Below are 24,386 nucleotides of genomic sequence, written 5' to 3' on the forward strand. Positions count from 1 at the left end.
AATTAAGCCCCAGTTTGATAATTCGGTGTTGGTACGGCGGTTGAAGCTTGGTACGGATTGGTAAAATCACCCAAACCTGCAGCGGCTTCCTGAATATCTTTACCTTCTTTAATGACAAAAGTATCAAAACCAGAACGCTTCATGTAGTTCAAGACATCTTTGAACACATCACCAGTCGCACGTAGCTCACCCTGGAAACCTTGACGGCGAAGCAATGCAGCAAATGAATAACCACGGCCATCATTAAAACCTGCAAACTCAATAAAAATAGCATCAAGTTGGTCTAGTGGGAATTCATTGGTTTCAGGTGAAGCATCAACCGTTAAGTACAATGCTTTTTTACCAGAAATATTGGCAATCTGGTCTAACTGCTCTACAGTCAGAACCACATCACCCTGTGGCAATACACCATCTTCACCAATTAGCTGGTAAGTGTTATCTGCAATTGTGCCATCTTTAGAGAGCACTTGTAGTGCGGTATTAAGCATATGCGCGCTCCTTGAATGGTTGAATGCCGACACGACGATAAGTATCGATAAACTCTTCACCGTCCTGACGCAAGTCAAGATAAGTATTCAGAATTTCTTCTACGATATCCGGCACCACTTCTGCAGCAAATGATGGCCCAAGAATGTCACCAATAGAGGCATCATGATCCGCATTACCACCTAAAGTGATCTGATAGAATTCAGCGCCTTTTTTATCTACACCCAGTATTCCGATGTTACCTACATGGTGATGACCACAGGCATTCATACAACCTGAAATGTTCAGGTCCAGTTTACCCAAGTTGTAAATGGTATCCAGATCATCAAAACGGCGTGAAATCGCTTCAGAAATTGGAATGGATTTCGCATTCGCTAGTGAGCAGAAGTCACCACCTGGGCAGCAGATAATGTCAGTCAAGAAACCGATATGCGCACGTGCCAGGTTATGCTGATCCAGCGTCTGCCACAATTCGAACAGGTCTTTTTGTGGTACATCTACCAGCGCAATATTTTGCTCGTGAGTCGTACGCAATTCACCGAAGGTGTACTTGTCTGCAAGATCTGCAATCAGGTTCATTTCCTCAGTGGTCACATCACCCGGTGCAATGCCTGCACGTTTCAGTGAAATCGTGACAATACGATAACCTTTCACTTTATGTGCATTGGTATTGATGTTGAACCATTGCTTAAACTTCGGATACTGAGCAAACAGCTCTGTGAAGTCTTCATCTGCATAATCTTGGTAATCAAATGGAGTAAAGTTTTCATCCATTCTCGCCAGCGTTTCAGCATCAATCTTCAACGTTTTAACAGTATGTGCAAATTCGGCTTCAATTTTCTCAGCAAAGACTTCAGGCGTCAGAGCTTTTACCAAGATTTTGATACGCGCCTTATATTTGTTGTCGCGACGGCCGTGCAGGTTATAGACACGTAGTACTGCTTCAAGATAAGCAATCAGATCTTCACGTGGTAGGAAGTCACGAATAAAACTACCAATTACTGGTGTACGGCCCAAGCCACCACCGACTTTAATTTTATAACCGATTTCTCCAGCTTCATTTTTTACGATATAGACACCGATATCGTGGAATGAAGTTGCTGCACGGTCAATCTCTTCCAGCGCAGATACCGCAATCTTGAACTTACGTGGCAGGAAAGCAAATTCCGGGTGGAAAGTTGACCATTGACGGATCAATTCACAGGTCGGACGTGGATCTGCAATTTCACCTGCCACCACACCTGCATACTGGTCAGTGGTAGTATTACGGATACAGTTCCCTGAAGTCTGGATCGCATGCATTTGCACGGTTGCCAGTTCAGCCAGCATATCAGGCACGTTTTCTAGTGCAGGCCAGTTAAACTGGATATTCTGACGGGTTGAAACGTGTGCATAGCCACGATCATACTCTTTCGCCAGATCAGCCACTTTACGAAGTTGTTTAGAATTCATCAGGCCATAAGGTACCGCAATACGCAACATTGGCGCATAACGTTGTACATAAAGACCATTTTGAAGGCGGAGCGGACGGTATTCATCTTCCGTCAATTTGCCCGCTAAATAACGTTCCGTCTGGTCACGGAACTGTGCAACACGTTCATTAATCAGTTGCTGATCGAAATCAGTATATAAATACATGGCGTACAGCTAGTAGTTTCTATTATATCGTCGGCAAGGATAACGACATTGAATCTATCAATAAAATGCTTTTTATACATATTTCATAGCGATTTTATTGATAAGCCTAGCAAACTTTCAATGATATAAAGCTTTAGATCAGCTTCCTCTGATTTTTAACATGAATGATTTATTTTTTAAATCTTTAGCAGTTTTTTTCATAAACCAAAATGAGAAAGTCGCTCAATTACCACTCTTTGGTTTCGCCTAAAGCCTGACCAATAAATTGATATCGCATAGTTGATCTTGAAAACTTGATCGGGCAAGCCAGTTGAGCTTCGGTTTGCTCCCGCTGATCTACTTTAACTGGTACCTGCACCACCCATTCGCGTTGCTGTGCCAACTCAGAATGCAGGGCTTCATCAAGCTTTAATACAGGCTCGACACAGAAATCTGCCTGAGAAAATAAGGCTTGCCAGTGAGATAGAGGTTGGGATCTGATTTTATCGCGAATTGCCTGTTTTACTAAGGCATGATCTTCAGGTGCGAAAGAAGTTCCTTTTTCCAGAATGATCGGCAAATCCAGCAACTGTGCCAGACCTTGCATGAATTGAGGCTCCAGACTGCCTACTGATAAATAGCGATCATCCTGAGTCTGATAATAGTCATAAAAGGTACCGCCATTTAAGTAACCTGATTCTATCTGCTGATGCTGATTACCCGCCAGACTGGCAGAAGCTGCCATATTATTTAGTGTCGCCGCGCAATCGGTCATGGAAATATCAATATATTGTCCCTGGCCACTGCCCTGTCGCTCAATCACCGCTGCCAGAATGGCAACCAGCGCATGCATGGAGCCACCCGCGACATCGGCAATCTGGATTCCCATTGCCGGTGGTCCGCTTTCAAGCCGGCCACTATGCCCGGCAATCCCAGATAAAGCCAAATAGTTAATATCATGCCCTGCCCGATCTTTATAAGGGCCGGTCTGACCATAACCGGTAATCGAGCAATAGATTAAGCGTGGATTGAGCGCACTGAGTGTTGGATAATCCAGGCCAAGCCGTTGCATCACACCTGGACGAAATTGTTCTACGACAATGTCATAATCCGCAATTCGGAATTTGATCTGTTCAATATGTTCGGGATTCTTTAAATCCAGTGCGACAGAATGTTTGTTTCGATTCAGATAATTATGCGTTGTGGCCTGTCCATGTGCAAAAGGTGGCATTAAACGCACCAGATCAGGACGTGTGGGTGATTCAATATGCACAACTTCTGCACCCATGTCTGCAAGATATAATGTAGCAAATGGACCGGGTAATAATGTAGAAAAATCTAATATTTTCAAACCTTTTAATGCATATGACATTGGAGTTATTACTCTATTTATATCGCTTTTTGCCTCATCATAAGAACATAAATGCCCGAAAACAATGTCATGTTCAGCCATTTACCTTGATAGTTTCGGCAATTTAACATGTAAGAAAATGGTAATTGGATTCTTGTAAATTGCCATTGATTTTTTATTTTTTGTCATTTAGGTCAAATATTAGTGAACATTAAAGAGACTGAAGGATTAAACATGAGTCGTGATACGATCAGTATCCATTTCGTCAATGCAGCCTTATACGGCGTTAAGCGCCTGGGCATGGATGTCGATACTTTATTGTCTCACGTTGGGATTGAAGCCGAGCTTCTGCATCAGCCGAAGGCCCGTATTTCGCCTGAACAATATACCCGTTTTATCAAGATGCTCTGGATGGTGACACAGGACGAACATGTCGGTTTTGACAAGCAGCCGCGTCGTCTGGGCACTTTCGCGATTATGTGTCAGCTGATTATCCATGCCAAAACGCTGGGCGATGCACTCGAGCTTTCTTCACAATTTTACAAACTCTTTGGTGATGACTGGTCTGTAACCCTGGAACGTGACAAGCATGAAGCGCGTCTGGTCCCCCTGATTCCAAATTCGATGGATCCGGAACACTTTATTACCGAAAGCATGCTGATGATCTGGCATGGCTTGGCATCTTGGTTAATTGAACGTCGTCTGCCGCTGGAACGTGTACATTTCAGCTACCCGCGCCCTGCGCATGCAGATGAATACGATGCGCTGTTCTTTGCACCTGTGATGCAGTTCGATATGCCGCGTACTGAAATTACCTTCGCAGCGGATTATCTGGATCTGCCAATTCGCCAGAATGAAGAAACGCTGGAAGAATTCCTCAAAGCAGCTCCGGCTCAACTTCTAGTCAAATTTAAAAATACCAACTCGCTGACTTCTCGTATCCGTGATGTATTGAAGAGCCAGATCGGTGAAGAAATGCCGACTTTGAACGATGTCGCATCAATGCTCTATCTGTCTCCACAAACCCTGCGTCGCCGTCTGGCTGCCGAAGGCAAGAGCTATCAGGGCGTGAAAGATGCACTGCGCCGTGATGCCGCAATTCACTTATTGCTTAATCCGGATCTGACTCTGGAAGATGTTGCGCAACAGGTCGGCTTTAGTGAAACCAGTACTTTCCACCGTGCTTTCAAAAAATGGACAGGGGTAACACCAGGCCTATACCGTCAGTTACACGGTTACCATTAAAAACCTTGCTCTAAAAATGTATACTTGAAAAGTATCGTTTATTAAGCGCTACAAGCCCCTAGCCCAAGCTCCAGACTTGGGCTTTTTTATGCCCGCTTTTTAATCCATCAAGACTGACCAAATTGTTCAAATGATCTGGTCCGTTCTCGTCATTGCACTTCAAGATTTAATCATTACACTCGAAGCATTAGAACAATTTCAGTAAAGCAAGAAAAGGATATTGTATGAGCGAGGCCTATATTATTGATGCCATTCGCACGCCACGCGGAAAGGGAAAAAAAGACGGATCATTACATGAAGTTAAACCAATTAGTTTACTGACTACGCTCTTAAATGAACTGAAAGATCGCCATAACCTGGATACATCTCAGGTGGATGATATTGTGCTGGGCTGTGTGACTCCAATCGGTGATCAGGGTGCAGACATTGCCAAAACTGCTGCAATTGCCGCAGGCTGGGACAATGATGTGGCTGGCGTTCAGATCAACCGTTTCTGTGCTTCGGGTCTGGAAGCTGTAAATCTGGCAGCACAAAAAGTTCGTTCAGGCTGGGAAGATCTGGTCGTTGCGGGTGGTGTTGAATCCATGTCTCGCGTTCCGATGGGTTCTGATGGCGGCCCGTGGGCATTAGATCCTGAAACCAATATGGCTTGCGATTTTATTCCACAAGGCATAGGGGCTGACCTGATCGCGACCATTGATGGTTATAGTCGTGCAGATGTAGATCAATTCGCCGAGCAATCACAAAAGAAAGCGGCAGCAGCCCAAGCGAATGGTTATTTTGATAAATCTATTATTCCAGTGAAAGATAAAGCTGGCGTCGTGATTCTAGACAAAGATGAATTCATTAAACCGACAACAACTGCAGAAGGCTTAAGTGCATTAAAGCCAAGTTTTGCAACGATGGGCCAGATAGGCTTTGATGCCATCGCTCTACAGAAATATCCGGAAGTAGGCTCTGTAAACCATGTACACCATGCGGGTAATTCTTCAGGCATTGTGGATGGTGCAGCAGTCGTATTACTTGCCTCCGAACAGGCAGTGCAACAGCAAAATCTCAAGCCACGCGCCAAAGTACTGGCAACGGCACTGGTTGGTGCCGATCCAACCATTATGCTGACCGGCCCTGCCCCGGCTGCACGTAAGGCTTTAGCCAAAGCTGGACTCACCATTGATGACATCGATCTGTTTGAAGTCAATGAAGCTTTCGCTGCTGTGATGATGCGCTTTATCAATGAAATGAAAGTTGATCCTCCCAAAGTCAATGTTAATGGTGGTGCCATTGCCATGGGACATCCACTCGGTGCGACCGGCGCCATGATTCTAGGCACTTTACTGGATGAACTGGAACGTCAAGGTAAGAAACGTGGACTGGCTACCCTGTGTGTGGGTGGTGGTATGGGCATCGCAACCATTATTGAGTTGGTATAAGGAGATCAGCATGAGCGCAATTCAATATCAAAAAACTGAAGATCACATTGTCATTCTGACCTTTGATTCTCCGAACCAGTCCGCCAATACCATGAATGCCGACTTTCGCGCGACTCTGGAAGAAGTCGTTGCCCAGTTACAAGCAGATGAACAGATCGCCGGGATTATTTTCCGATCAGCAAAAAAAACATTCTTTGCTGGCGGTGATCTAGATGAGTTAATTCAGGCGACGCCTGAACATGCCACCGAATTCTTCAATATGATTGAAGACATGAAAGCCAAACTGCGTTATATCGAAACGCGTGGTATTCCAGTAGTGGCAGCTTTAAATGGTACAGCCTTAGGCGGTGGTTGGGAAATTGCTTTATGTGCCCATCATCGTATTGCGCTGAATGATGCCAAAACCAAGTTTGGTTTACCTGAAGTCACTTTAGGCTTGCTGCCAGGCGGTGGCGGTATTGTCCGCATGGTTCGTCTGCTAGGCCTGCAAAATGCCTTACCTTTGCTGATGGAAGGCAAACAGTTCGGTGTAGAGAAAGCCAAGTCTTTGGGACTGGTGCATGACACAGCCGACTCACTGGATGAGTTACTAGATAAATCTATAGCCTGGATTAAACAACATCCGCAATCTCAACAGCCTTTCGATGTAAAAGGCTACAAAATTCCGGGAGGCTCTCCTTCTTCGCCTGCCGTTGCACAGATGCTGGCCATTGCTCCTGCGATGTTGCGTGATAAAACCAAGGGTTGTTATCCAGCACCAGAATCTATTCTCTCCGCTGCGGTTGAAGGTGCTCAGGTTGATGTCGATACTGCGCTAAGAATTGAGTCGCGTTATTTCACCTATCTCGCTACCGGCCAGATTTCCAAGAACATGATCGGTACATTCTGGCATGGCATGAATGCCATCAAGTCGGGTGCCAGCCGTCCTAAAGACTTTACGCCATGGAAAGCCACTAAAGTAGGTATTTTGGGTGCAGGCATGATGGGTGCTGGTATTGCCTATGTCACTGCCAGTAAAGGCATTCAGGTGGTGCTGAAGGATATTTCGGTCGAAGCTGCGGAAAAAGGCAAAGCGTATAGCCAGAAATTACTGGATAAAAAAAGTGGCTCAAGGCCGCTTAACAGCCGAAAAACGTGACCAGATTTTAGCTCTGATCCATGCTACTGCGAGCATGGCAGATTTAGCAGGTTGTGACCTGATTATTGAAGCAGTATTTGAAAATCAGGAACTCAAAGCCAAAGTTACTCAGGAAGCAGAGCAATATTTATCAGCCAACGGTGTAATGGCATCCAATACCTCAACTCTACCCATCAGTGACCTAGCTCAAGCCTCTCAGAATCAGGCAAATTTTATCGGTCTGCATTTCTTTAGCCCAGTCGACAAAATGCAACTGGTCGAGATCATTAAGGGGAAAAATACTTCAGCAGAAACACTGGCCAAGGCATTTGACTATGTGCAGCAGATTGGCAAGCTACCGATTGTAGTGAATGACAGCCGTGGCTTCTTTACTAGCCGTGTCTTTGGCACCTTTGTACAGGAAGGATTACGTTTGCTTGCCGAAGGTGTGCATCCAGCTCGTATTGAAATGGCTGCGCTGAAAGCCGGTATGCCAGTCGGACCACTTGCTATTCAGGATGAAGTCTCTCTGACGCTTTCTGAGCATGTAGCTGCAGAAAGCCGTAAGGCTCTGGCTACACAAGGCAAAGAACGTCCAAGCACCGATGCGGATGCCGTGATTCAAACCATGATTCATGAGTTTAACCGTAAAGGCAAAGCTGCTGGTGCAGGTTTTTATGACTATCCTGAAGGGGGCAAAAAGCAGCTATGGTCTGGCTTGGAGCATTGGTATAAAGAAGTGGATATTTCTGAACAGGAAATGATAGACCGCTTCCTGTTTGTTCAAGCCCTCGATACTGTGCGCTGTCTGGAAGAAGGTGTGCTGGAATCAGTGGTCGATGCCAATATCGGTTCAATCTTTGGAATTGGTTTTGCCGCCTGGACGGGAGGTGCAGTGCAGTTCTTGAACCAGTATGGTTTAACCAAGACCTTGAATCGTGCTGAAATCCTAGAACGTAAATATGGCGAACGTTTCAAAGCGCCACAGTTACTCAAACAGAAAGTTGCTGAAGGTCAGCGTTTTTAAAACCTGAGTCTAAAAAAAGAGGAGCTTAACTCCACTGCTGTCCCATAGTTTGCTTTAAATAAAAAAACCTGAGTCCTAACAGTTAAAATATGAGTGCAAACAAACACTTTAACGACCAGGATTCAGGTTTTGTCCCATCAGAATACCGTATTTCATGAGCTAATTAAACCTGTTGTGCGACAGGATTTTGAACAACTTGCTAAAGTACACCATGTTGGACAGAAATTTAGAGCGGCTTCCCGGTGGGATCAGTTTATTGCCATATTGATGTCTCAATTCTCTTGTAGGCAAAGTCTGAGAGATATTCAATCCAATTTGGAGTGCCAACAGGAAAAGCTAAGTCATCTCGGAGCAAAGTCTATTCCCCGAAGCACGCTGGCACGAATCAATGAGCAGCAGCCTGCTGCCTTGTATCAACAGCTATTTTACAAGTTGCTTAAATACTATGACCACTCAAAAGTCGCTCATAAATTTCGCTTTAAGAATCCCTTGTATTCCTTGGATGCCAGTCATATTGACCTGTCGCTTTCCTTATGTGAATGGGCCAAAGTTCACGACTCAAAAGCCAGCATGAAACTCAGTATAGGATTGAATCACAGCAATGATATTCCTGAGTTTGTTGCAGTTGAAAATGGCAAAGAAAATGACATGGTACAAGGCCGCAAATTCCAGTTTCCTGCTGGCAGCATTGTAGTTTTTGATAAAGGCTATGTCGATTACCAATGGTATGCAAATCTGACTGCTCAAAACATTGGATTTGTCACACGTTTTAGGCCTAAATCTGTGTATCAGGTGATCCAGCAACATCCAGTGCTTGAATCCAAAGGTATTCTAAAAGATGAAACCATTCAGCTGAATAGCGCACATGCCCTAAAAAGAAAAGCCCCAGTGTTAAGAAGAATTGAATATAGAGATCAGCAAAGTGGCAAGCACTTTAGCTTTCTCAGCAATAACTTTCATTTAGCCGCCTCCACCATTGCGGTGATTTATAAAGATCGTTGGAAAGTTGAGCTGTTCTTTAAGGCGATTAAGCAGAATCTCAAATTAAAAGCGTTTCTAGGCCGCAGCAGGAACGCAATTCAGACACAAATCTGGATTGCGATGATCGCCTATTTATTGGTGAGTTTCGCTCAACATTTAGGAAAAACAGGTTGGACAGTTCAACGTTTACTCAGAATAATTCAAGTGAATTTGTTTGAAAGAAGAACTTTAAAAGCTTTATTTTCACCCGATAAAATACCCATAAAACAAGAGGAAGCTCATTTGAGCTTCTTCTTGTGAAAAATTGTGGGACAGCAATGAGCTTAACTCCTCTTTTTTATTTCAACACCATAGAATTTCTAAGCCTGATATTCTCTCTAAATGACACATTTTGATCTGCTTTCCAGGCAATTTATGTTATAAAGTTACATGAGTTAGACATCCACGATGGGTACATGCATATGACTGATCACAGTTCACCTGAAAAATCACCTTGGGGTTGGAAAGCACTGATTATCTTCTGTATTTTAGGTGGATTATTCATGTTGTTTTTCTGGCTTGCGGTCAGCAATGAACCAGACTACATGCCAAGCCAGCAAAAGAAAGAAAATACCCAGCAGCATGCTTTTAAGAATGCACCTGCGATGTCTCCAGAAGCTTTAGCCAAAGCACAGGCTGACCGTGAAGCTCGTCAGGCGACCTCTTCATCTCATCAGACTCATGAGACGAGCGTGGAAGAGCACAATATGTCTGCTGAAGAACATGCACAGATGGACAATGCTAGCCATGACGAAAATACCACTCATGGCCACTAAGCAGTTCCAAGATCAAATTTAAAAAAGCGAGGTTTTCCTCGCTTTTTTATTTTTTAGTCTTTTAAGCTGAGATACATATCTATATGTGGAATGCCACAATCCAGATATTCTTCACCCTGCACGTCAAAACCCAAGTTCTGATAAAAGCCAATCGCATGTACCTGTGAAGAAAGCTTTAGGAATTCACGTTGCTCTGCCTTGGCCTGATCAATCACAGCCTGCATGATCTTTTGGCCAATACCCGTACCACGTGCCGACTGTAATACAGCTACGCGACCAATACTGTGATTCTTTAATAAGCGTGCAGTCGCCACGGCTTGATCCTGTAAATAAGCCACAAAATGCGTAGAGATTGCATCCTCCACATCCCATTCATCTTCAGGAGCAATTTGCTGTTCCTGAATAAAAACGGCTTCACGTATCACTCTGGCATCTTGGGCTAACTCATCCCAGCTGCCTGACACGATCTTAAGATTGTGATTGTCTAGCATTTAGAACCAATTCCCTGCTGATCCCACTGGTTATTCAATAACAATTCCAGTGAATGTTTTTGAATTCCATACATCTCTTTTAATACCTGAATCTGGGCGAGAACAGCCTGATCGGGCTGTTCATAATCCTTCCGCTTGGTCGCCAGAATCATTTTATTTTTACTGGTGTGTTCTAGGGCCACAAATTCAAAGACCTTGGTTTCATACCCATACGCCTTAAGCAATAAGGCACGAATGGTATCCGTCAGCATTTCGGCTTGCTGCCCAGCATGGATGCCAAACTGCAACATTGGTGACAGCACTTTCGGACTCTGTAATTGCGGTCTTAACTCTTTATGACAGCATGGAGCACACATGATGATCTGTGCATTCAAGCGAATACCGCTATGGATTGCAAAATCGGTCGCCACAGCACAGGCATGCAGAGCGATCATCACATCGAGACGTTCCGGTTCATAGGTACGCACATCGCCCTGGAAGAAATCCAGCTGGCTAAAACCGGATTGCTGTGCAACATTCTGACAGAACTCGACCATTTTGGGATTCAGCTCTACGCCAGTGACATACGGCGTCTGGCCATGTTTTTGCATATAGTCATACAGCGCACAGGTTAAATATCCCTTACCTGAACCAAAATCAACGATACGTAATCCTTGTTCCTGTGGCTGGATTTGTGCCAGTGCGCCTGAGAAAATCTCGACAAATTTATTAATCTGTTTCCACTTACGCGCCATGCTCGGAATGATCTGGCCTTGCTGATCGGTGATTCCTAAATGCTGTAGGAATACACTGTCCTGATCGACATAACGCTGTTTAACCCGGTCATGGCCCTGCTCGGCTTTTGACTTTGTAGAGGCAGGTTTAGCTTTACTTCGTGTCAGCATGGCCTTTTTCTTGTTTTTCTTCAGCTGCAATTCTTCCTGATCGGTAAACAGGTTAGCTTGCTTGCAACAGGCCAATAATTCCGTTACTTGAGTCAAGGCTTCATTCAAAGGATAGTTTTTGGTGACATCCTGAGTCTTGTATCGATAGACACAGCTCAAAACCTTCTGTTCATTGAGCGAAATGACTCTAAAGGTCATTTTCTCCAATTGTTCAAGTTCACCTTTATACTGACTCAAAATCAGACGATCAAAATGATCAGTTTCAAAGGCTTGCTGAAAAGCCTCCAAGAATTGTTGTTCCTGAACCGAGAGAGAAGTCGATGGCGACATAAGAAAAACCTGATATGAATTGCTGCTCAAGTTTAATTGTTCTTAACTTAAAAGCAAAATTGAATTATTATACAAGTGTATATTTAAAAAGAATGACAACCATGCAGAATGCTCCCCTAGTTCCAGATTATGATCACAATGAGGAACGGATTAATTATATTAGTCATGGCCTCGGTGCTGCACTGGCTTTAATTGCCGGTATTTTATTGATTATTAAAGGCTCTTATTTGAGTGCCGGACAATGGATTGGCCTTTGGGTCTATGCTTTCAGCATGATTCTGCTTTTTTCCGCTTCGATGCTCTACCATATGTCTACGGCTGCAGACCGACGCTATTTTTACAAAAAAGTTGATCATACGGCAATTTATTACCTGATTGCAGGTACCTATACCCCGTTTCTGTCGATTGCGATTCCAACAGCCAAAGCCCAGTATTTACTGATTGCCTTATGGGTGATTGCTGTACTGGGAACACTATTCAAGTTCATTTTCATCAACCGTTTCCAGAAACTTTCTTTGGTCGCTTATCTGGTCATGGGATGGCTGGCATTACTGGTTATGGACGATATGCAGCAGCACTTAAGTGCTCAATCTTTAACCTTTCTGATCATTGGTGGCTTAGCATACACTGTAGGTGCATTGTTTTACGCTTTAAAAAGAGTAAGATATACCCACGCTATCTGGCACATTTTTGTATTGATAGGCGCAGGATCACATTTTCTGTCTATTTATCTTTACGTGATTTAATCATCTCATTTCTCCATTTCAGTGACCCTGAGCGAGTTGAAACGAGAAGATTGCAGTTGTTTTTTTAAAAAATTACGCCTTTTTTAAAAAGATTACGCTTTTAAAACTAAGTTTTTTATTTTTAGTAAGTGTAAGGTTATTCATGGCGTCTTCAGATTCTATCGTTGTAACAGAAACTACAGCAACCAATTCAAAATTTCGTGTTTTAACAGCAAGTTTAGTGGGCACTACAATCGAATTCTTCGATTTCTATATTTATGCCACAGCTGCCGTTATTATCTTCCCTTATCTGTTCTTCCCTACAAGTACAGATCCTATGACTGCGACTATTCAGTCGCTGGCAACCTTTGCGATTGCCTTTATTGCCCGTCCAATCGGTGCTGCACTCTTTGGTCATCTGGGAGACCGGATCGGACGTAAAGCGACACTGGTCGCGGCCTTGTTGACCATGGGCCTTTCTACCGTTGCCATTGGTTTATTGCCAACTTATGCACAAATCGGTATTGCTGCGCCATTATTGCTGGCCCTTTGCCGTTTAGGCCAAGGTCTTGGTTTGGGTGGTGAATGGTCAGGTGCGGTTCTACTGGCAACTGAAAATGCGCCAGAAGGCAAACGTGCCTGGTATGGTATGTTCCCGCAACTTGGTGCACCAATTGGCTTCATTCTGGCAACAGGTTCATTCTTGACGCTTGGCGCATTCATGTCTGAAGCAGAGTTCATGCAATGGGGCTGGCGTATTCCATTTATCTCTAGTGCGCTACTGGTGATTATAGGTTTATGGATTCGCTTGAAATTGCATGAAACCCCTGCATTCCAGAACGTGTTGAAAAAGCAGAAAGAAGTGAATGTACCCTTCTTCGAAGTATTCAAAAAGCATTCTAAAATGCTGGTATTGGGTACCATCGCTGCGATCTGTACATTCGTGGTGTTCTACCTGACGACTGTATTCGCATTGCAATGGGGTACTAAACAGCTCGGCTATACACGTGAAGAATTCCTTCAATTGCAATTAGTTGCAACTTTGTGCTTTGCTGCATTTATTCCACTTTCAGCAGTACTTGCGGAAAAATTCGGTCGTAAGACAACTTCAATCGCGGTATGTGTGGTCTCTGCTATTTTCGGTATCTTCTTTGCCGATATGCTTGAATCAGGCAGTACGCTGGTTGTGTTCTTCTTCTTATGTATCGGCCTAGCGATCATGGGTCTAACTTATGGTCCGATTGGTACTGTATTGTCTGAAATCTTCCCGACTTCAGTACGTTATACCGGTTCTGCACTGACCTTTAACCTGGCGGGTATTTTTGGTGCATCTTTCGCGCCATTGATTGCAACCAAACTGGCAACAACTTATGGCTTGTCTGCAGTAGGTTATTACCTCACAGCAGCATCTATCCTGTCATTGCTTGCATTCTTGCTGATCCGTGAAACTAAAAATGATGATGTAAACAATCAGATCTAAGGATCATGACAAATTAAGTCATCTCAATCAAAGCCAGCAGTTCACGCTGGCTTTTTTTTATGATTTCACAACAAAAACTTGCTACTTCTTTGCTGATATTTCGGGAACAATCAAATAAATAAAGCCAGAGAATGAGGCAGAGTGATGCAGGATCTTATTGAGCAACTTACTCAAGAACAGCTGGTAGATATTGTGATTCTGCTAGAGGATGATAAAAAACTAGAAGCCATTCGCTATATCCGGACGCATACAGCTTTAGATGAATCACAGGCGATACAGGTCATTGATGAAATTGTCCGTGAACATGATCTGGCGCTGAATCGAGACAATAAAGGCAATATTGGCCCACGGTTCACTGATGATGCAGATGAAAATATTCCAGTGGTAACTACACCTTTGGAAGTTCCAGATCATCCCAACCTGAGCATCGCTAAAGATACTGAGGTAGCTGCACAGCAAGTCGGCAAACGCGTACCCGGCCGTGAGATTGAAAAGAAAATCTGGATCACCGCAGCCATTATTTTACTGATTATTATTGTGCTCTGGTTGCTGCTTTAGCAGCAGTAAATGAATCCTTTTTTATACCAATTCGATAATATCAATGGTTGGTGGTACGCGAAAACGAAATGGCACGCCCACCATACCCGTTCCCACAGTCACAAATACATCTGCATGTTCATGCCGGTATAGACCTTTTTTATGGCCCAGAATGGAGACCTTTTTCATCACATAATCCGTCAGCCAAGGTAACTCGACCTGTCCGCCATGCGTATGCCCAGAAAGCATCAGTGGTCGTGTTGGCAATTTCGGCACCATATCCACGGTATCTGGATTATGTGACAGAATCACCCAAGGTTTGTCTTGAGGCAGATCCGGCATTGCGCGCATATCGGTTTTTCCAGCCCAAAGATCCCCTACCCCGAGCAGACGGAATTCATCAAACTCAACAATCTGCCCTTCAATGTCCATAACCTGATTCACTTCCAGCGCATAACGAAGCAATTCCTGAATAGGCGGACCAGGATACTGTTCATCATGATTCCCTGTCACCGAATATACCGGCGCATGAATTTCTTTCAAGACCGCCAATTCCTGTGCCAGTTTATTTTCAGGTTCATAGGTCCAGTCCCCTGCAACCACCACCAAGTCCGGTTTCAGATGGTTCAGCTTATGTACAATCTGTCTTAACTGGCGCTCATGTCCGGAAAACAGACCAATATGTAAATCTGCAATCAGGGCAATCCGTACCGGTTTTTTAAGTTTCTGCTGAGGATTGATTTGATAAGGCGTGGTTTTAACCCGAATCAAATGCGGCTCGATAAAACGTGCATAACTGAGTACGGCACTAATCACGAAAATAAAAATAGACTCATGAATCGAATAGTAGCCCATCCATCCTGCATAAATACTGAAGAACACCAACGGAATCAGTAAATAGGCCAGATAGAAAGCCAGCAGGTGACAAAACGCTTTAAAGGGATGAATGGTTTCTGTACGAGACTGACTCGACCAGGCCTGATACACTGCCCAAACGGCAAGAATGGCCATGCCTAGATAAAAATAAAAAAGTACGGAACTGGTATCCCACATAGATTTGCCTTGTCGAGTCGAGGAGCTGATTAGTGGCTTTATATTTATCTTTTCATAGCTGGCAATTATACTCAATCCAAATTTTTCAGTCTTTGATGTTTATGGTAAATGCTCCCCACGCTTCCGCTCATTCAAAACCCTCTGGCTTATCAAAAGCTTACCGCTATAAAGCTGGCATTTTACTGAGCTGCAGCCTGGTACTCGGCATTCCTGCTTGCAGTACGCTGCCTCCGCAAACTGAACAGCCTAGCCGGATGGCATTTGAAACGGATACCTCGCAAACCAGTCTGGCCCAGATTGTTGAACCTTTACGTCGGCAGAATATTGGCCTGACCGGTTATCACGTGTTACCAGATCCGCTCGAAGCACTCGCTGCACGTATCCAGCTGATTAATAAAGCGGAACGCAGTCTGGATCTGCAATATTACATCTGGGATAACGACCGTATTGGTGCACTGGCTCTGCATGCCCTCATTCAGGCAGCAGACCGTGGCGTCAAAGTCCGTTTGTTGATGGATGATAACAATGCCAAGAAAATGGAAGGTATTTATCTGGCACTAGATCAGCACCAGAATATTGAGGTCAAACTGTATAACCCCTACCGTTTCCGTAAATACCGTGCCATGGATATGCTGCTGGATCTAAAACGGATCAACCGCCGCATGCACAACAAAAGCTTTATTGCCGATAACCAGATTGCCCTGATTGGTGGCCGTAATATGAGTAGCCAGTATTATAACGTCAGTGACAGTTATCAGTTCTCTGATGTAGATGTGATGCTGGTCGGTGCCGCTTCTGACGAAATCATTCATTCTTTTGATGAATACTGGAATGATGATTATGCCTATCCGGTTCGGCAGATTGTTAATCCTCGTCATCATACGCTACGCTACCCGAGCCTGAAACAGCAGCTGGAAGAATATAGCCATGATACTGCAATCCAGAACTACCTGAATCTGGCCAATCGTTCACAGGCTTTCGATAAATGGCTGGAACACAACATTCAACTTGATTGGGTAGAAGCTGAAGTCGTCAAAGATCCACCAAGTAAAATCAAGTCAAAGGCTAAGACTGAAGATCACTTGAACTTCCAGTTATTACAGCATCTGGAAAAACCGGAAGAAAGTGTGGATATCGTGTCGGCCTATTTTGTACCGGAAAAACAGGGTGCAGAACGTCTCAAGAAATTGGCTTCAGAAGATGTCAAAGTTCGAGTACTGACCAATTCTTATAAGGCCAATGACGTGCCGCTGGTCCATGCCTTTTATGCTAAATATCGTCAGGAATTGCTAGAAAATGATGTAAAACTTTACGAGTTTTTGGCCGCGCCAGATGCCGACAACCTGAATGCCAATACTGAAGAGCTGGCACAAAAAGCGAAGGTCAGCTTAAAAGGCCTGAGCCGTTCCAGCCTGCATGCCAAATTGATGGCCATTGACCAGAAACAGGTATTTATTGGTTCTTTTAATTTCGATCCACGCTCAGCTTATTTGAATACTGAAATTGGCGTATTGCTAAATAGTCCTAATCTGGCCCGTGCGGTACACGAAACCATGGACAAGAATTTAAGCAAGTATGCCTATAAGTTGGTTCTGGATGCCAACCAGAACATTAACTGGAAAATCCGCAATGCCAAAGGTGAAACAAAGACCTTTAAAAAAGAGCCAGGAATGAAGTGGTATCAAAAAGCCTCAATAAAATTCCTGTCGATACTCCCGATCGAAGGTTTTATGTAATGAATATCTCTGAGTATTTCTAATAAAAAAGCCTCTTAATGAGGCTTTTTTAATACTTTGATTTGTAACCTTTGCAAACCTTCTAGCATATTTTCATGTACTAATGCAGTCAGGCTTTCTACTGTATGCCCTTCAGTCGAAATTGCTGGTAAGGCCATCAGATGAGCTGTCACTTTAGGCATTTCCAGAACATTCTGTACATGTTTGGCAAAACTGATGTTCCCAATAAAAGGCGCCACCATATCCAGTTCACCCTGCTGATTCACATAACAGATCAGACAGATTTGTACCGGACGTTGCGCTTCAATCGCTGCACCCAGAATACGTCCATAAATTTTTTTAATTGAGCGTCCATCAGATGTGGTCGCTTCAGGAAAAAACAGGACTGGAATATTCTGTTTCAGGAAGCCGGTAATCTGTTCACGGATTCTGACCGAATCTCCTGAACCACGCTTGATAAATAAGGTGCCACCACCTTTAGCCAGCTTGCCTAGAATTGGCCAATTTTCAATTTCAGCTTTGGCCAGAAAAAACACTCGCGCGCCTGAACCCAAAACGGCGATATCCAGCCAGGACACATGATTGCTCACCCATAATGCCGGCTCACGTGGAATCACGCCATGGACCTGAACCTCAATATTAAATACCTTGCACAACTGGCGACAGAAATACTGCACATATCGGGTATTGTTCGGATTATTCGGATCTTTATACAAACCATGACGGTAAACCAGATAAAACCCCTGGCTGATGGCTGCTAATGCAGAAGTCGTTTTTCTTGTATAAAGAAAGAATTTTGCAAAACCTTGTATCTCAGGTGATTGATTTTGTACAGTCGAGTTCATAAAAAGATCACTAAATCCTAAACAAGATACAGGGAATATCCACGAATTAAACCCATTTTATACTGTTCATGTCCAACTTGCATTGATAATAAAAAACGACCAAGTACATCTATATTTTCAATTTAAATTCATTAAATGAATTAAATAAAATAAATCAATCGAAATATTAGATTAAAAAGGATGCTCATCATGCAAGATGAAACAGTGAAATCAGCTGAGATGATTCGGCCCTTAAAAGTATTGAGCTATATCTTGGGGGGTACCCTGTTATATACGGCGCTGCTCGTAACACTTGCACAACTGTTTGTCACGGCACTCTAAAACAAAGCCTGCTATTTCAGTATCTGTAAAGTTCATTTTCAACTAAAATGAAGTTTTCAACTGGAGATTGGCCTGAGTGGAATATTTTGAGCAACATCAGGGAAAAGAACGCGTCATACTGGTCAGTGTGAGCGTACAAATGCTGGATGACCTTGATGCTGAAGAGTTTCATCTGTTAGCTCAATCTGCAAATGCCGAAATTCTGGAACATCTCTTTGTTCAACGCTTAAAACCGGATGCCAAATTTTTTGTGGGTTCAGGAAAAGCAGAAGAAATTGCTGAACGGGTCAAAGAATTGGATGCCAATCTGGTCATCTTCGATCATGCGCTGACACCTGCCCAAGCACGTAACCTTGAAAATGTGGTGCATTGCCGGGTGGTTGATCGTACCGAACTCATCCTCGATATTTTTGCACAGCGTGCCCGTACCTATGAAGGTAAACTGCAAGTTGAACTGGCACAATTACAGCATCTGTCTTCACGACTGGTTCGTAGTCGTACCAATCTGGATAGCCAGAAAGGCGGGATCGGTCTGCGTGGTCCGGGTGAAACCCTGCTAGAAACAGATCGCCGTTTATTGCGTATCCGCATGGGACAGCTTAAAACCAAAATAGAAAAAGTCCGTCAAACCCGTATTCAGGGCCGTGTTGCTCGGCAAAAAGCGGCTGTTCCAACCGTGTCTTTAGTAGGTTATACCAATGCGGGAAAATCTACCTTATTCAATATTCTGGCCGATAGCGATGTTTATGCAGCAGACCAACTATTTGCGACTCTGGATCCAACTTTAAGACGCCTGCAATGGGACGGCGTCGGTAATCTGGTACTGGCAGATACGGTAGGCTTTGTGCGTAATCTTTCGCATTCACTGGTCGAATCTTTTAAAGCCACACTGGAAGAAACCGTTGAAGCCACCCTGCTTTTGCATGTGATTGATTCCAGCAGTCCGGAAATGCTTGAACAAATTGAAGCCGTTGAAAAGGTGCTCAAGGAAATTGGTGCCGACGTCCCGGTGTTACGAGTTTATAATAAAATCGACTGTAGCGGTGAAGATGCCAAAATCATTTATCGCCAGCCCGGTCAGCCTGAACGGGTCTATGTTTCAGCACATAGTGGTGAAGGTCTGGATCTGTTACGCAAAGCCGTGCATGAAGCATTAATGGGTCAGATTCAGCACTTTGAACTGGTATTGAAACCTGCCTATGGCAAACTGCGCAATCAACTTTATGCGCTGAACGTGATTCAGTCTGAACATTATGATGATGAAGGTCAGTTACATATCGATGTACGGATTGCACCTCCGAAGCTGGAACAGTTGATCAAACAGGCTCATTTACCGATAGAAGAAATTCTGGGATCTCAAGCACTTCAATTCCAGCGTCCACTTGAAGAGTTTGAAATCCAGCGTAAGATCGAGTAAAACTTGATAAGTAAACTTTTAAATGACATCACCAATGAACTGGATAAAACATATTGACTGGCCAGCATGGATCAGCACTCTCCTCTTAATTATTGTATTTCGTGAAGCTTCAGTCTGGCTAATGACCCAGCTAGATCATCCTGAATTGGGCAACCTGGTCGGACTCATCAGCCTGCTAGTCACCTTATTTGCCTGGCGCTATTTTGGCAAAATTCCAGCGCGTCTGGTGGATACTAATAACAAGCTGATGAAAGAAAGTGCCTTCGCTTTTTTACCGATTAGTGCAGGCGCGCTAATTATGTTGATGCATATGGGACAAAAAATTCCGGCCTTTATGCTGGTGTTATGCCTGAGTACTCTGCTCCCTCTTTGGATCTACGCCAAAATGGCAAAACGCTGGTTATAGGAGTCGCACATGTTTTCTGTTCTTTATGGCTTTGCGATTACCTTAATTGCTTATCTGCTTGCCAAACCCTGCAATCGTATTATTCCGCAAATTCCTGTGATTGTGTTTAGCATGTTCCTAGTGCTGGTGATTTTATTGGTGCTGGGTATTCCTTATGAGCATTATATGGATGAGGTCAATCCACTGTTTAACCATTTGCTTGGTTATGTCACAGTTGCACTGGCGATTCCGCTAGCCGCCATGCGTTATGATGACCTGCCACTGAAAGCTATTGTCGGAATTCTGGTTTTTGCCAGTATCAGTGCGGTCGCCTTACCGATGGGTCTCGCCTATTTACTACATATGTCTTCTGGCGACATCATGGCCTTTGCCACCCGTGCAGTCACGACACCAATTGCAATTAATATTGCGACCTTACTGGAGGCACCTGTTAGTCTGGCCATTCTGATCGTCATTTTGTCTGGCGTAATTGGTGCAGCATTTTCACCATTTATTTTACGACATATCAATGATGAGCGTGCTTCAGGTCTGGCTCTAGGTCTAGCAGCACATGCGATTGGTACAGCTCAAGCCTGGCAGCGTGGCAGTGTTGCCGGACGTTATGCTACGTTTGGCATGGCAGTGAATGCCGTTTTTACTGCGATCTGGTTGCCAACTTTTATACTTTATCTGCAAAAAATGTGACTCATCAATCAATATTTAACGTTTGTTTCTGAATGAAACTATTCTTACTATAGGGAAATAAAGAATTTTTCACTCAGGAACAGACCTATGAAAAAGGTTCAATTATTATCCGTTTTAGCCCTGACCTTTTTCAGTCATCTGGCTTTCGCTTCCGATATTTCAGGTACCTGGAGAAGTATTGACGATAAAACAGGATCAGCTAAAGCAATTCTGGAAATTCGTGAAACTTCAAATGGTGTTTATACTGCCAAAATTACCAAGATCACGCCTCGTCCTGGCTACACACCACGCGAAACCTGTGTTTCCTGTCCTGCACCTTATACCAATAAACCGATTCTTGGTCTGGATGTACTCACCGGCTTAAAAGATGCAGGTAATAATAATTTCTCTCAGGGCAAACTGATTGACCCTTTATCTGGCAATATTTATAACACCAAAGCTAAATTAAGTGCCAATGGCAAACGTCTAACCCTACGTGGTTATGTGGGTGTTTCAGCCTTAGGACGCAGCCAGACTTGGATTAAACAAGATTAATTCATGACTTAGTGCACAGAAGCTTGCATTTTCATGCATTAAGTTGTATCAATATTAGACAGATGCTTTTTTTATACAATATAAAACATGCATATAAATATTAGATTCATTTGCTTTAACAGGCTTAGCATCAAACGGATTTTGATGGGCAATATAAGGAGATAGAATGCAAGACATTACCATGTTAAAGATCTTACTGAATTTCTCTGCTTTTACTGAAAATTCAGCCACAAAGCAATTAACATCGGCATATTTCTGTCATGGGGAATCAACAGGGTTAAAGCAGATTGATCGAGCAATCTGCAACGCTCATTACTCTAAAATCAACCAAAATTAAAAAACCACACGCTTGTGTTTGGGATAGTTTGTTTCATCTATGAAAAAAGGATAAATATAAATGAATAAATCTAAATTAGGATTAATGCTCATTGCTACATTCATGACTGGGACCATTTATGCACAAGACTTGACCGGGACATGGCAACAAATCGATGATAAGACTGGTTCACCCAAAGCACTGATTGAAATCCGTCAGGACAGCAATGGTACTTATGCCGGCAAAATTGTCAAAGTAACGCCTCGTCCAGGTTATACCCCACAAAAAACCTGTAATAAATGTCCTGCTCCTTATACCAATCAGCCGATCCTGGGGATGGACGTACTGACAGGTTTAAAACAGGTCGGTGATAGCGTGAATTATGAAAAAGGTCGTGTGATTGATCCATTGACAGGTAAAATTTACGATGCCAAGGTTCGTCTGAGCAGCAACGGCAAACGTTTAACCCTACGCGGTTATGTGGGTGTATCTGCTCTGGGTCGTAGCCAAACCTGGATTCGTCAGGAATAAGTTCACACTTTTTCTCAAAGCTGCCAAACAGGCAGCTTTTTTTATAAATTTAATTCCATGTTTTTAATTATTTATTGACTATTTGTGCAATCTTCCTAACATGTGCGGGTAATAATGAAAAGTTCTTTGGAATGATGGATATGTTAAAGAAGATATTCCTTGCCACATTGACTACAGGATTCATGATGAACCTGTGGGCTCAAGATATTAGCGGAACCTGGCAACAAATTGATGATAAAACTGGAGCAGCAAAAGCCATCATTGTCATCGAAAAAGAAGCAAATAATACTTACTCAGGCAAGATTGCGAAAATCACGCCACGTCCAGGTTATACACCACGCGAAAAATGTAATAAATGTCCAGCCCCTTATACCGATCAACCGATTTTAGGCATGACTATTCTAAAAGGCCTGAAACACGTTGAAGGCACCAAAAATTATGAAAAAGGTCGTGTCATTGATCCATTGGCAGGTAAAATTTATGATGCCAAGGTTCGTCTAAACAATACCGGCAAGCGTTTAACGCTACGTGCCAGTATGGGCGTTTCAGTTCTGGGTCGCAACCAGACCTGGATTCGCGCAGACTAATGATCAGCACATAAAAAAGCCACGTTGAACGTTAATGCCAGTCAGTTAAGAGATTGACTGGCTTTTTCTTGGGTATTTTTGAGGTTTTCCTTTTACAACCCTTGGATAACTCCTCACTCTTCTCTCAGGTATAACATACCGATTAGATTTCTCCATTAAACTTTCCAGATGTTTGGGGAGATTACCTGCAGAAGCCAAAGAGTCGAATCTGAGTAAATTAAGAAGGGCAATAGATGCAATATGAAAACTGATTCTCAAAGGACTTACTTTAGCTCGTTGAGCCATATGTTTCATTTGTCGTCTCAGAACATTATAGGCAATCAAGACACCCCATAATTCTTGATAAATTAAGTCTGGTTGCTTGCTTCTTAAGAGCTTACCTTTCTGCAAATTGCTTTTAATTTCTCGGTAACACATTTCAATTTCCCAACGCTGAGCATATAACTTTGCCAAGGCTATAAGTGGGTATGTCTTTGAATCTAATAATGAAGTAATGTAACGTCTGATTTTTCCTGCCTGCTCAACTTCAATCAAACGTGCCTCCCAATAATCCCCTAACGTTGGGTTAAGCTTCTTGGCTCTAGGTGATATTGGCATCCTGATATGAAAATCATGTGGGGAATTCCGTTTAATAATTTCATAACGTAAATTATCTTTTGCTCGCATCAGCCAATGACTTGATTCTGCACGTGTTTGCCACCCTATTAGAAAATCAGCAGAGAAATAAGCTCGATCAAATAATGTAATACTTTGTGCTGGAGGAGATAATTGATTTGCTAATGTGAGTTCACCCTGATCCATACTGCCTATTTGGGCATCTATGATTTCATGGGTATTGGTATTGACTAGGCACGTGGCTCTCACTTGTGGGTAAGGTGCTACAGCAGTTTTACCTTTAGATGAGCCAAAATGATTAAAGTTCTCTTCGGTCAGCGGCATAGACCAAACCACCCCATCAACAGCACATATGCTAAGTCCTTGAAAGTTTGAATATTGTTGCTGTGTTTCATCAAACCATGCTTGGCTGAGCAGAGAGAATAAGGTACTTAAAGGCTCTTGTCCTAAACGTTGTCGTGCTTGGACTGCTGCACTAGGAACACAATATTCTGTTGTACCAAACACGAGGTTTAATTGCTCTACAACATAGCTGATGGGTTGATTTCGAAACAAGGCAAGCCCAATAACAAGCCAAACCACATGCTCAGCAGGTAATTTTCTCCTTCTGATTGATGCCTTACCTGTTTGATGCAGGCTTGTTTCAATCCAATTTAAATCAATAAGTTCACAAAAATGGTTGAGTGATGGGAGAGAATGTTCAAGAGTGGATTCTAAATGTTCAGATAAAGACATAAAAAAATGAGCGTATTTACATACACTCATTTTTACTACATTTTACTAAAATTTGCTTAACTGACTGGCATTAACGTTGAACGTGGCTTT

23 protein-coding genes and 1 pseudogene are annotated in these 24,386 nt (G+C 43.2%); 16 read left to right on the forward strand and 8 right to left on the reverse strand.

What is annotated here, in order from left to right:
• Positions 1-2 precede the first annotated feature (2 nt).
• The 3 genes from O4M77_RS11380 to O4M77_RS11390 form a co-directional block, all read right to left on the reverse strand.
• Complete coding sequence (locus O4M77_RS11380) at positions 3-488, reverse strand: DUF934 domain-containing protein (RefSeq protein ID WP_159123675.1); 486 nt, start codon at positions 486-488, stop codon at positions 3-5.
• Positions 481-2,124 carry a nitrite/sulfite reductase gene (locus tag O4M77_RS11385; protein ID WP_166139149.1) on the reverse strand — a complete coding sequence of 548 codons (1,644 nt, stop codon included), beginning with the start codon at positions 2,122-2,124 and terminating at the stop codon, positions 481-483. The genes O4M77_RS11380 and O4M77_RS11385 overlap by 8 nt, the downstream gene beginning before the upstream one ends.
• Before the next feature lie 226 nt (positions 2,125-2,350).
• Positions 2,351-3,475, reverse strand: coding sequence for a CaiB/BaiF CoA transferase family protein (locus tag O4M77_RS11390; RefSeq protein ID WP_166139152.1), 1,125 nt, complete (start codon positions 3,473-3,475; stop codon positions 2,351-2,353).
• A gap of 213 nt (positions 3,476-3,688) precedes the next feature.
• On the opposite strand from O4M77_RS11390, the gene O4M77_RS11395 reads away from it, so the two are divergent.
• The 5 genes and pseudogenes from O4M77_RS11395 (at position 3,689) to O4M77_RS11415 (ending at position 10,069) form a co-directional block, all read left to right on the forward strand.
• Entirely contained in the window at positions 3,689-4,699 is a 1,011-nt protein-coding gene (locus O4M77_RS11395; protein WP_004785199.1) for an AraC family transcriptional regulator, read from the forward strand.
• 224 nt (positions 4,700-4,923) lie between these two features.
• Complete coding sequence (locus O4M77_RS11400; RefSeq protein WP_323713473.1) at positions 4,924-6,129, forward strand: acetyl-CoA C-acetyltransferase; 1,206 nt, start codon at positions 4,924-4,926, stop codon at positions 6,127-6,129.
• A gap of 10 nt (positions 6,130-6,139) precedes the next feature.
• Positions 6,140-8,273: pseudogene (locus O4M77_RS11405) on the forward strand (3-hydroxyacyl-CoA dehydrogenase NAD-binding domain-containing protein).
• 129 nt (positions 8,274-8,402) lie between these two features.
• Positions 8,403-9,554, forward strand: coding sequence for an IS4-like element ISAbe18 family transposase (locus tag O4M77_RS11410; protein WP_323713474.1), 1,152 nt, complete (start codon positions 8,403-8,405; stop codon positions 9,552-9,554).
• A gap of 161 nt (positions 9,555-9,715) precedes the next feature.
• A complete protein-coding gene (locus tag O4M77_RS11415) occupies positions 9,716-10,069 on the forward strand; it encodes a hypothetical protein (protein ID WP_034705429.1) in 354 nt (117 codons plus the stop codon).
• Between the two features lie 53 nt (positions 10,070-10,122).
• Here O4M77_RS11415 and O4M77_RS11420 read toward each other — a convergent pair whose 3' ends face one another.
• On the reverse strand, positions 10,123-10,560 hold the full coding sequence (locus O4M77_RS11420) for a GNAT family N-acetyltransferase (protein WP_323713475.1): 438 nt from the start codon (positions 10,558-10,560) through the stop codon (positions 10,123-10,125).
• A complete protein-coding gene (locus O4M77_RS11425; protein ID WP_323713476.1) occupies positions 10,554-11,774 on the reverse strand; it encodes an SAM-dependent methyltransferase in 1,221 nt (406 codons plus the stop codon). Before O4M77_RS11425 ends, O4M77_RS11420 begins: the two co-directional genes overlap by 7 nt.
• Before the next feature lie 101 nt (positions 11,775-11,875).
• Here O4M77_RS11425 and trhA point away from each other — a divergent pair, with 101 nt between their 5' ends.
• From trhA to O4M77_RS11440, 3 genes are all read left to right on the forward strand, one after another.
• A complete protein-coding gene (gene trhA / locus O4M77_RS11430; RefSeq protein ID WP_159123667.1) occupies positions 11,876-12,520 on the forward strand; it encodes a PAQR family membrane homeostasis protein TrhA in 645 nt (214 codons plus the stop codon).
• A 142-nt stretch (positions 12,521-12,662) separates the two neighbouring features.
• Positions 12,663-13,979 (forward strand): MFS transporter, encoded by a 1,317-nt coding sequence (locus O4M77_RS11435; RefSeq protein WP_323713477.1) that lies wholly within the window; start codon positions 12,663-12,665, stop codon positions 13,977-13,979.
• Positions 13,980-14,123: 144 nt separating this feature from the next.
• Positions 14,124-14,537, forward strand: coding sequence for a hypothetical protein (locus O4M77_RS11440; RefSeq protein ID WP_323713478.1), 414 nt, complete (start codon positions 14,124-14,126; stop codon positions 14,535-14,537).
• A 21-nt stretch (positions 14,538-14,558) separates the two neighbouring features.
• On the opposite strand, the gene O4M77_RS11445 is transcribed toward O4M77_RS11440, so the two are convergent.
• The gene (locus O4M77_RS11445; protein WP_179993349.1) at positions 14,559-15,569 is read right to left on the reverse strand and encodes a metallophosphoesterase; all 1,011 of its coding nucleotides are present in this window, start codon (positions 15,567-15,569) and stop codon (positions 14,559-14,561) included.
• Positions 15,570-15,670: 101 nt separating this feature from the next.
• Here O4M77_RS11445 and O4M77_RS11450 point away from each other — a divergent pair, with 101 nt between their 5' ends.
• Positions 15,671-17,305 carry a phospholipase D family protein gene (locus tag O4M77_RS11450; RefSeq protein WP_323713479.1) on the forward strand — a complete coding sequence of 545 codons (1,635 nt, stop codon included), beginning with the start codon at positions 15,671-15,673 and terminating at the stop codon, positions 17,303-17,305.
• 35 nt (positions 17,306-17,340) lie between these two features.
• On the opposite strand, the gene O4M77_RS11455 is transcribed toward O4M77_RS11450, so the two are convergent.
• A complete protein-coding gene (locus O4M77_RS11455) occupies positions 17,341-18,150 on the reverse strand; it encodes a lysophospholipid acyltransferase family protein (protein WP_323713480.1) in 810 nt (269 codons plus the stop codon).
• A 189-nt stretch (positions 18,151-18,339) separates the two neighbouring features.
• Here O4M77_RS11455 and O4M77_RS11460 point away from each other — a divergent pair, with 189 nt between their 5' ends.
• The 7 genes from O4M77_RS11460 (at position 18,340) to O4M77_RS11490 (ending at position 22,946) form a co-directional block, all read left to right on the forward strand.
• Positions 18,340-18,471: a hypothetical protein gene (locus O4M77_RS11460; RefSeq protein WP_004785224.1), complete on the forward strand. Its 132-nt coding sequence runs from the start codon at positions 18,340-18,342 to the stop codon at positions 18,469-18,471.
• A 76-nt stretch (positions 18,472-18,547) separates the two neighbouring features.
• Complete coding sequence (gene hflX, locus O4M77_RS11465; RefSeq protein WP_180053025.1) at positions 18,548-19,888, forward strand: ribosome rescue GTPase HflX; 1,341 nt, start codon at positions 18,548-18,550, stop codon at positions 19,886-19,888.
• 34 nt (positions 19,889-19,922) lie between these two features.
• The gene (locus tag O4M77_RS11470) at positions 19,923-20,294 is read left to right on the forward strand and encodes a hypothetical protein (RefSeq protein WP_034704120.1); all 372 of its coding nucleotides are present in this window, start codon (positions 19,923-19,925) and stop codon (positions 20,292-20,294) included.
• Between the two features lie 9 nt (positions 20,295-20,303).
• A complete protein-coding gene (locus O4M77_RS11475; RefSeq protein ID WP_323713481.1) occupies positions 20,304-20,978 on the forward strand; it encodes an LrgB family protein in 675 nt (224 codons plus the stop codon).
• Between the two features lie 87 nt (positions 20,979-21,065).
• Complete coding sequence (locus tag O4M77_RS11480) at positions 21,066-21,512, forward strand: DUF2147 domain-containing protein (RefSeq protein ID WP_004785231.1); 447 nt, start codon at positions 21,066-21,068, stop codon at positions 21,510-21,512.
• Positions 21,513-21,909: 397 nt separating this feature from the next.
• Positions 21,910-22,359: a DUF2147 domain-containing protein gene (locus O4M77_RS11485; RefSeq protein WP_005237150.1), complete on the forward strand. Its 450-nt coding sequence runs from the start codon at positions 21,910-21,912 to the stop codon at positions 22,357-22,359.
• 140 nt (positions 22,360-22,499) lie between these two features.
• Complete coding sequence (locus O4M77_RS11490) at positions 22,500-22,946, forward strand: DUF2147 domain-containing protein (protein ID WP_180034242.1); 447 nt, start codon at positions 22,500-22,502, stop codon at positions 22,944-22,946.
• A 45-nt stretch (positions 22,947-22,991) separates the two neighbouring features.
• Here O4M77_RS11490 and O4M77_RS11495 read toward each other — a convergent pair whose 3' ends face one another.
• Positions 22,992-24,296 carry an IS4 family transposase gene (locus O4M77_RS11495; RefSeq protein ID WP_159124594.1) on the reverse strand — a complete coding sequence of 435 codons (1,305 nt, stop codon included), beginning with the start codon at positions 24,294-24,296 and terminating at the stop codon, positions 22,992-22,994.
• Positions 24,297-24,386 lie beyond the last annotated feature (90 nt).

The organism is Acinetobacter sp. YWS30-1, from assembly GCF_033558715.1.
GTDB lineage: Bacteria > Pseudomonadota > Gammaproteobacteria > Pseudomonadales > Moraxellaceae > Acinetobacter.

What these genes read in the sequence shown, in the direction of transcription:
- O4M77_RS11445 (WP_179993349.1), bottom strand. Translation starts at nt 15,569, where the DNA reads ATGTGGGATACCAGTTCCGTACTTTTTTATTTTTATCTAGGCATGGCC.
- O4M77_RS11475 (WP_323713481.1), top strand. Translation starts at nt 20,304, where the DNA reads ATGTTTTCTGTTCTTTATGGCTTTGCGATTACCTTAATTGCTTATCTG.
- O4M77_RS11440 (WP_323713478.1), top strand. Translation starts at nt 14,124, where the DNA reads ATGCAGGATCTTATTGAGCAACTTACTCAAGAACAGCTGGTAGATATT.
- O4M77_RS11450 (WP_323713479.1), top strand. Translation starts at nt 15,671, where the DNA reads ATGGTAAATGCTCCCCACGCTTCCGCTCATTCAAAACCCTCTGGCTTA.
- O4M77_RS11425 (WP_323713476.1), bottom strand. Translation starts at nt 11,774, where the DNA reads ATGTCGCCATCGACTTCTCTCTCGGTTCAGGAACAACAATTCTTGGAG.
- O4M77_RS11435 (WP_323713477.1), top strand. Translation starts at nt 12,663, where the DNA reads ATGGCGTCTTCAGATTCTATCGTTGTAACAGAAACTACAGCAACCAAT.
- O4M77_RS11385 (WP_166139149.1), bottom strand. Translation starts at nt 2,124, where the DNA reads ATGTATTTATATACTGATTTCGATCAGCAACTGATTAATGAACGTGTT.
- O4M77_RS11480 (WP_004785231.1), top strand. Translation starts at nt 21,066, where the DNA reads ATGAAAAAGGTTCAATTATTATCCGTTTTAGCCCTGACCTTTTTCAGT.
- O4M77_RS11420 (WP_323713475.1), bottom strand. Translation starts at nt 10,560, where the DNA reads ATGCTAGACAATCACAATCTTAAGATCGTGTCAGGCAGCTGGGATGAG.
- O4M77_RS11455 (WP_323713480.1), bottom strand. Translation starts at nt 18,150, where the DNA reads ATGAACTCGACTGTACAAAATCAATCACCTGAGATACAAGGTTTTGCA.
- trhA (WP_159123667.1), top strand. Translation starts at nt 11,876, where the DNA reads ATGCAGAATGCTCCCCTAGTTCCAGATTATGATCACAATGAGGAACGG.
- O4M77_RS11415 (WP_034705429.1), top strand. Translation starts at nt 9,716, where the DNA reads ATGACTGATCACAGTTCACCTGAAAAATCACCTTGGGGTTGGAAAGCA.
- O4M77_RS11470 (WP_034704120.1), top strand. Translation starts at nt 19,923, where the DNA reads ATGAACTGGATAAAACATATTGACTGGCCAGCATGGATCAGCACTCTC.
- O4M77_RS11490 (WP_180034242.1), top strand. Translation starts at nt 22,500, where the DNA reads ATGTTAAAGAAGATATTCCTTGCCACATTGACTACAGGATTCATGATG.
- O4M77_RS11460 (WP_004785224.1), top strand. Translation starts at nt 18,340, where the DNA reads ATGCAAGATGAAACAGTGAAATCAGCTGAGATGATTCGGCCCTTAAAA.
- O4M77_RS11395 (WP_004785199.1), top strand. Translation starts at nt 3,689, where the DNA reads ATGAGTCGTGATACGATCAGTATCCATTTCGTCAATGCAGCCTTATAC.
- O4M77_RS11400 (WP_323713473.1), top strand. Translation starts at nt 4,924, where the DNA reads ATGAGCGAGGCCTATATTATTGATGCCATTCGCACGCCACGCGGAAAG.
- O4M77_RS11380 (WP_159123675.1), bottom strand. Translation starts at nt 488, where the DNA reads ATGCTTAATACCGCACTACAAGTGCTCTCTAAAGATGGCACAATTGCA.
- O4M77_RS11390 (WP_166139152.1), bottom strand. Translation starts at nt 3,475, where the DNA reads ATGTCATATGCATTAAAAGGTTTGAAAATATTAGATTTTTCTACATTA.
- O4M77_RS11485 (WP_005237150.1), top strand. Translation starts at nt 21,910, where the DNA reads ATGAATAAATCTAAATTAGGATTAATGCTCATTGCTACATTCATGACT.
- O4M77_RS11495 (WP_159124594.1), bottom strand. Translation starts at nt 24,296, where the DNA reads ATGTCTTTATCTGAACATTTAGAATCCACTCTTGAACATTCTCTCCCA.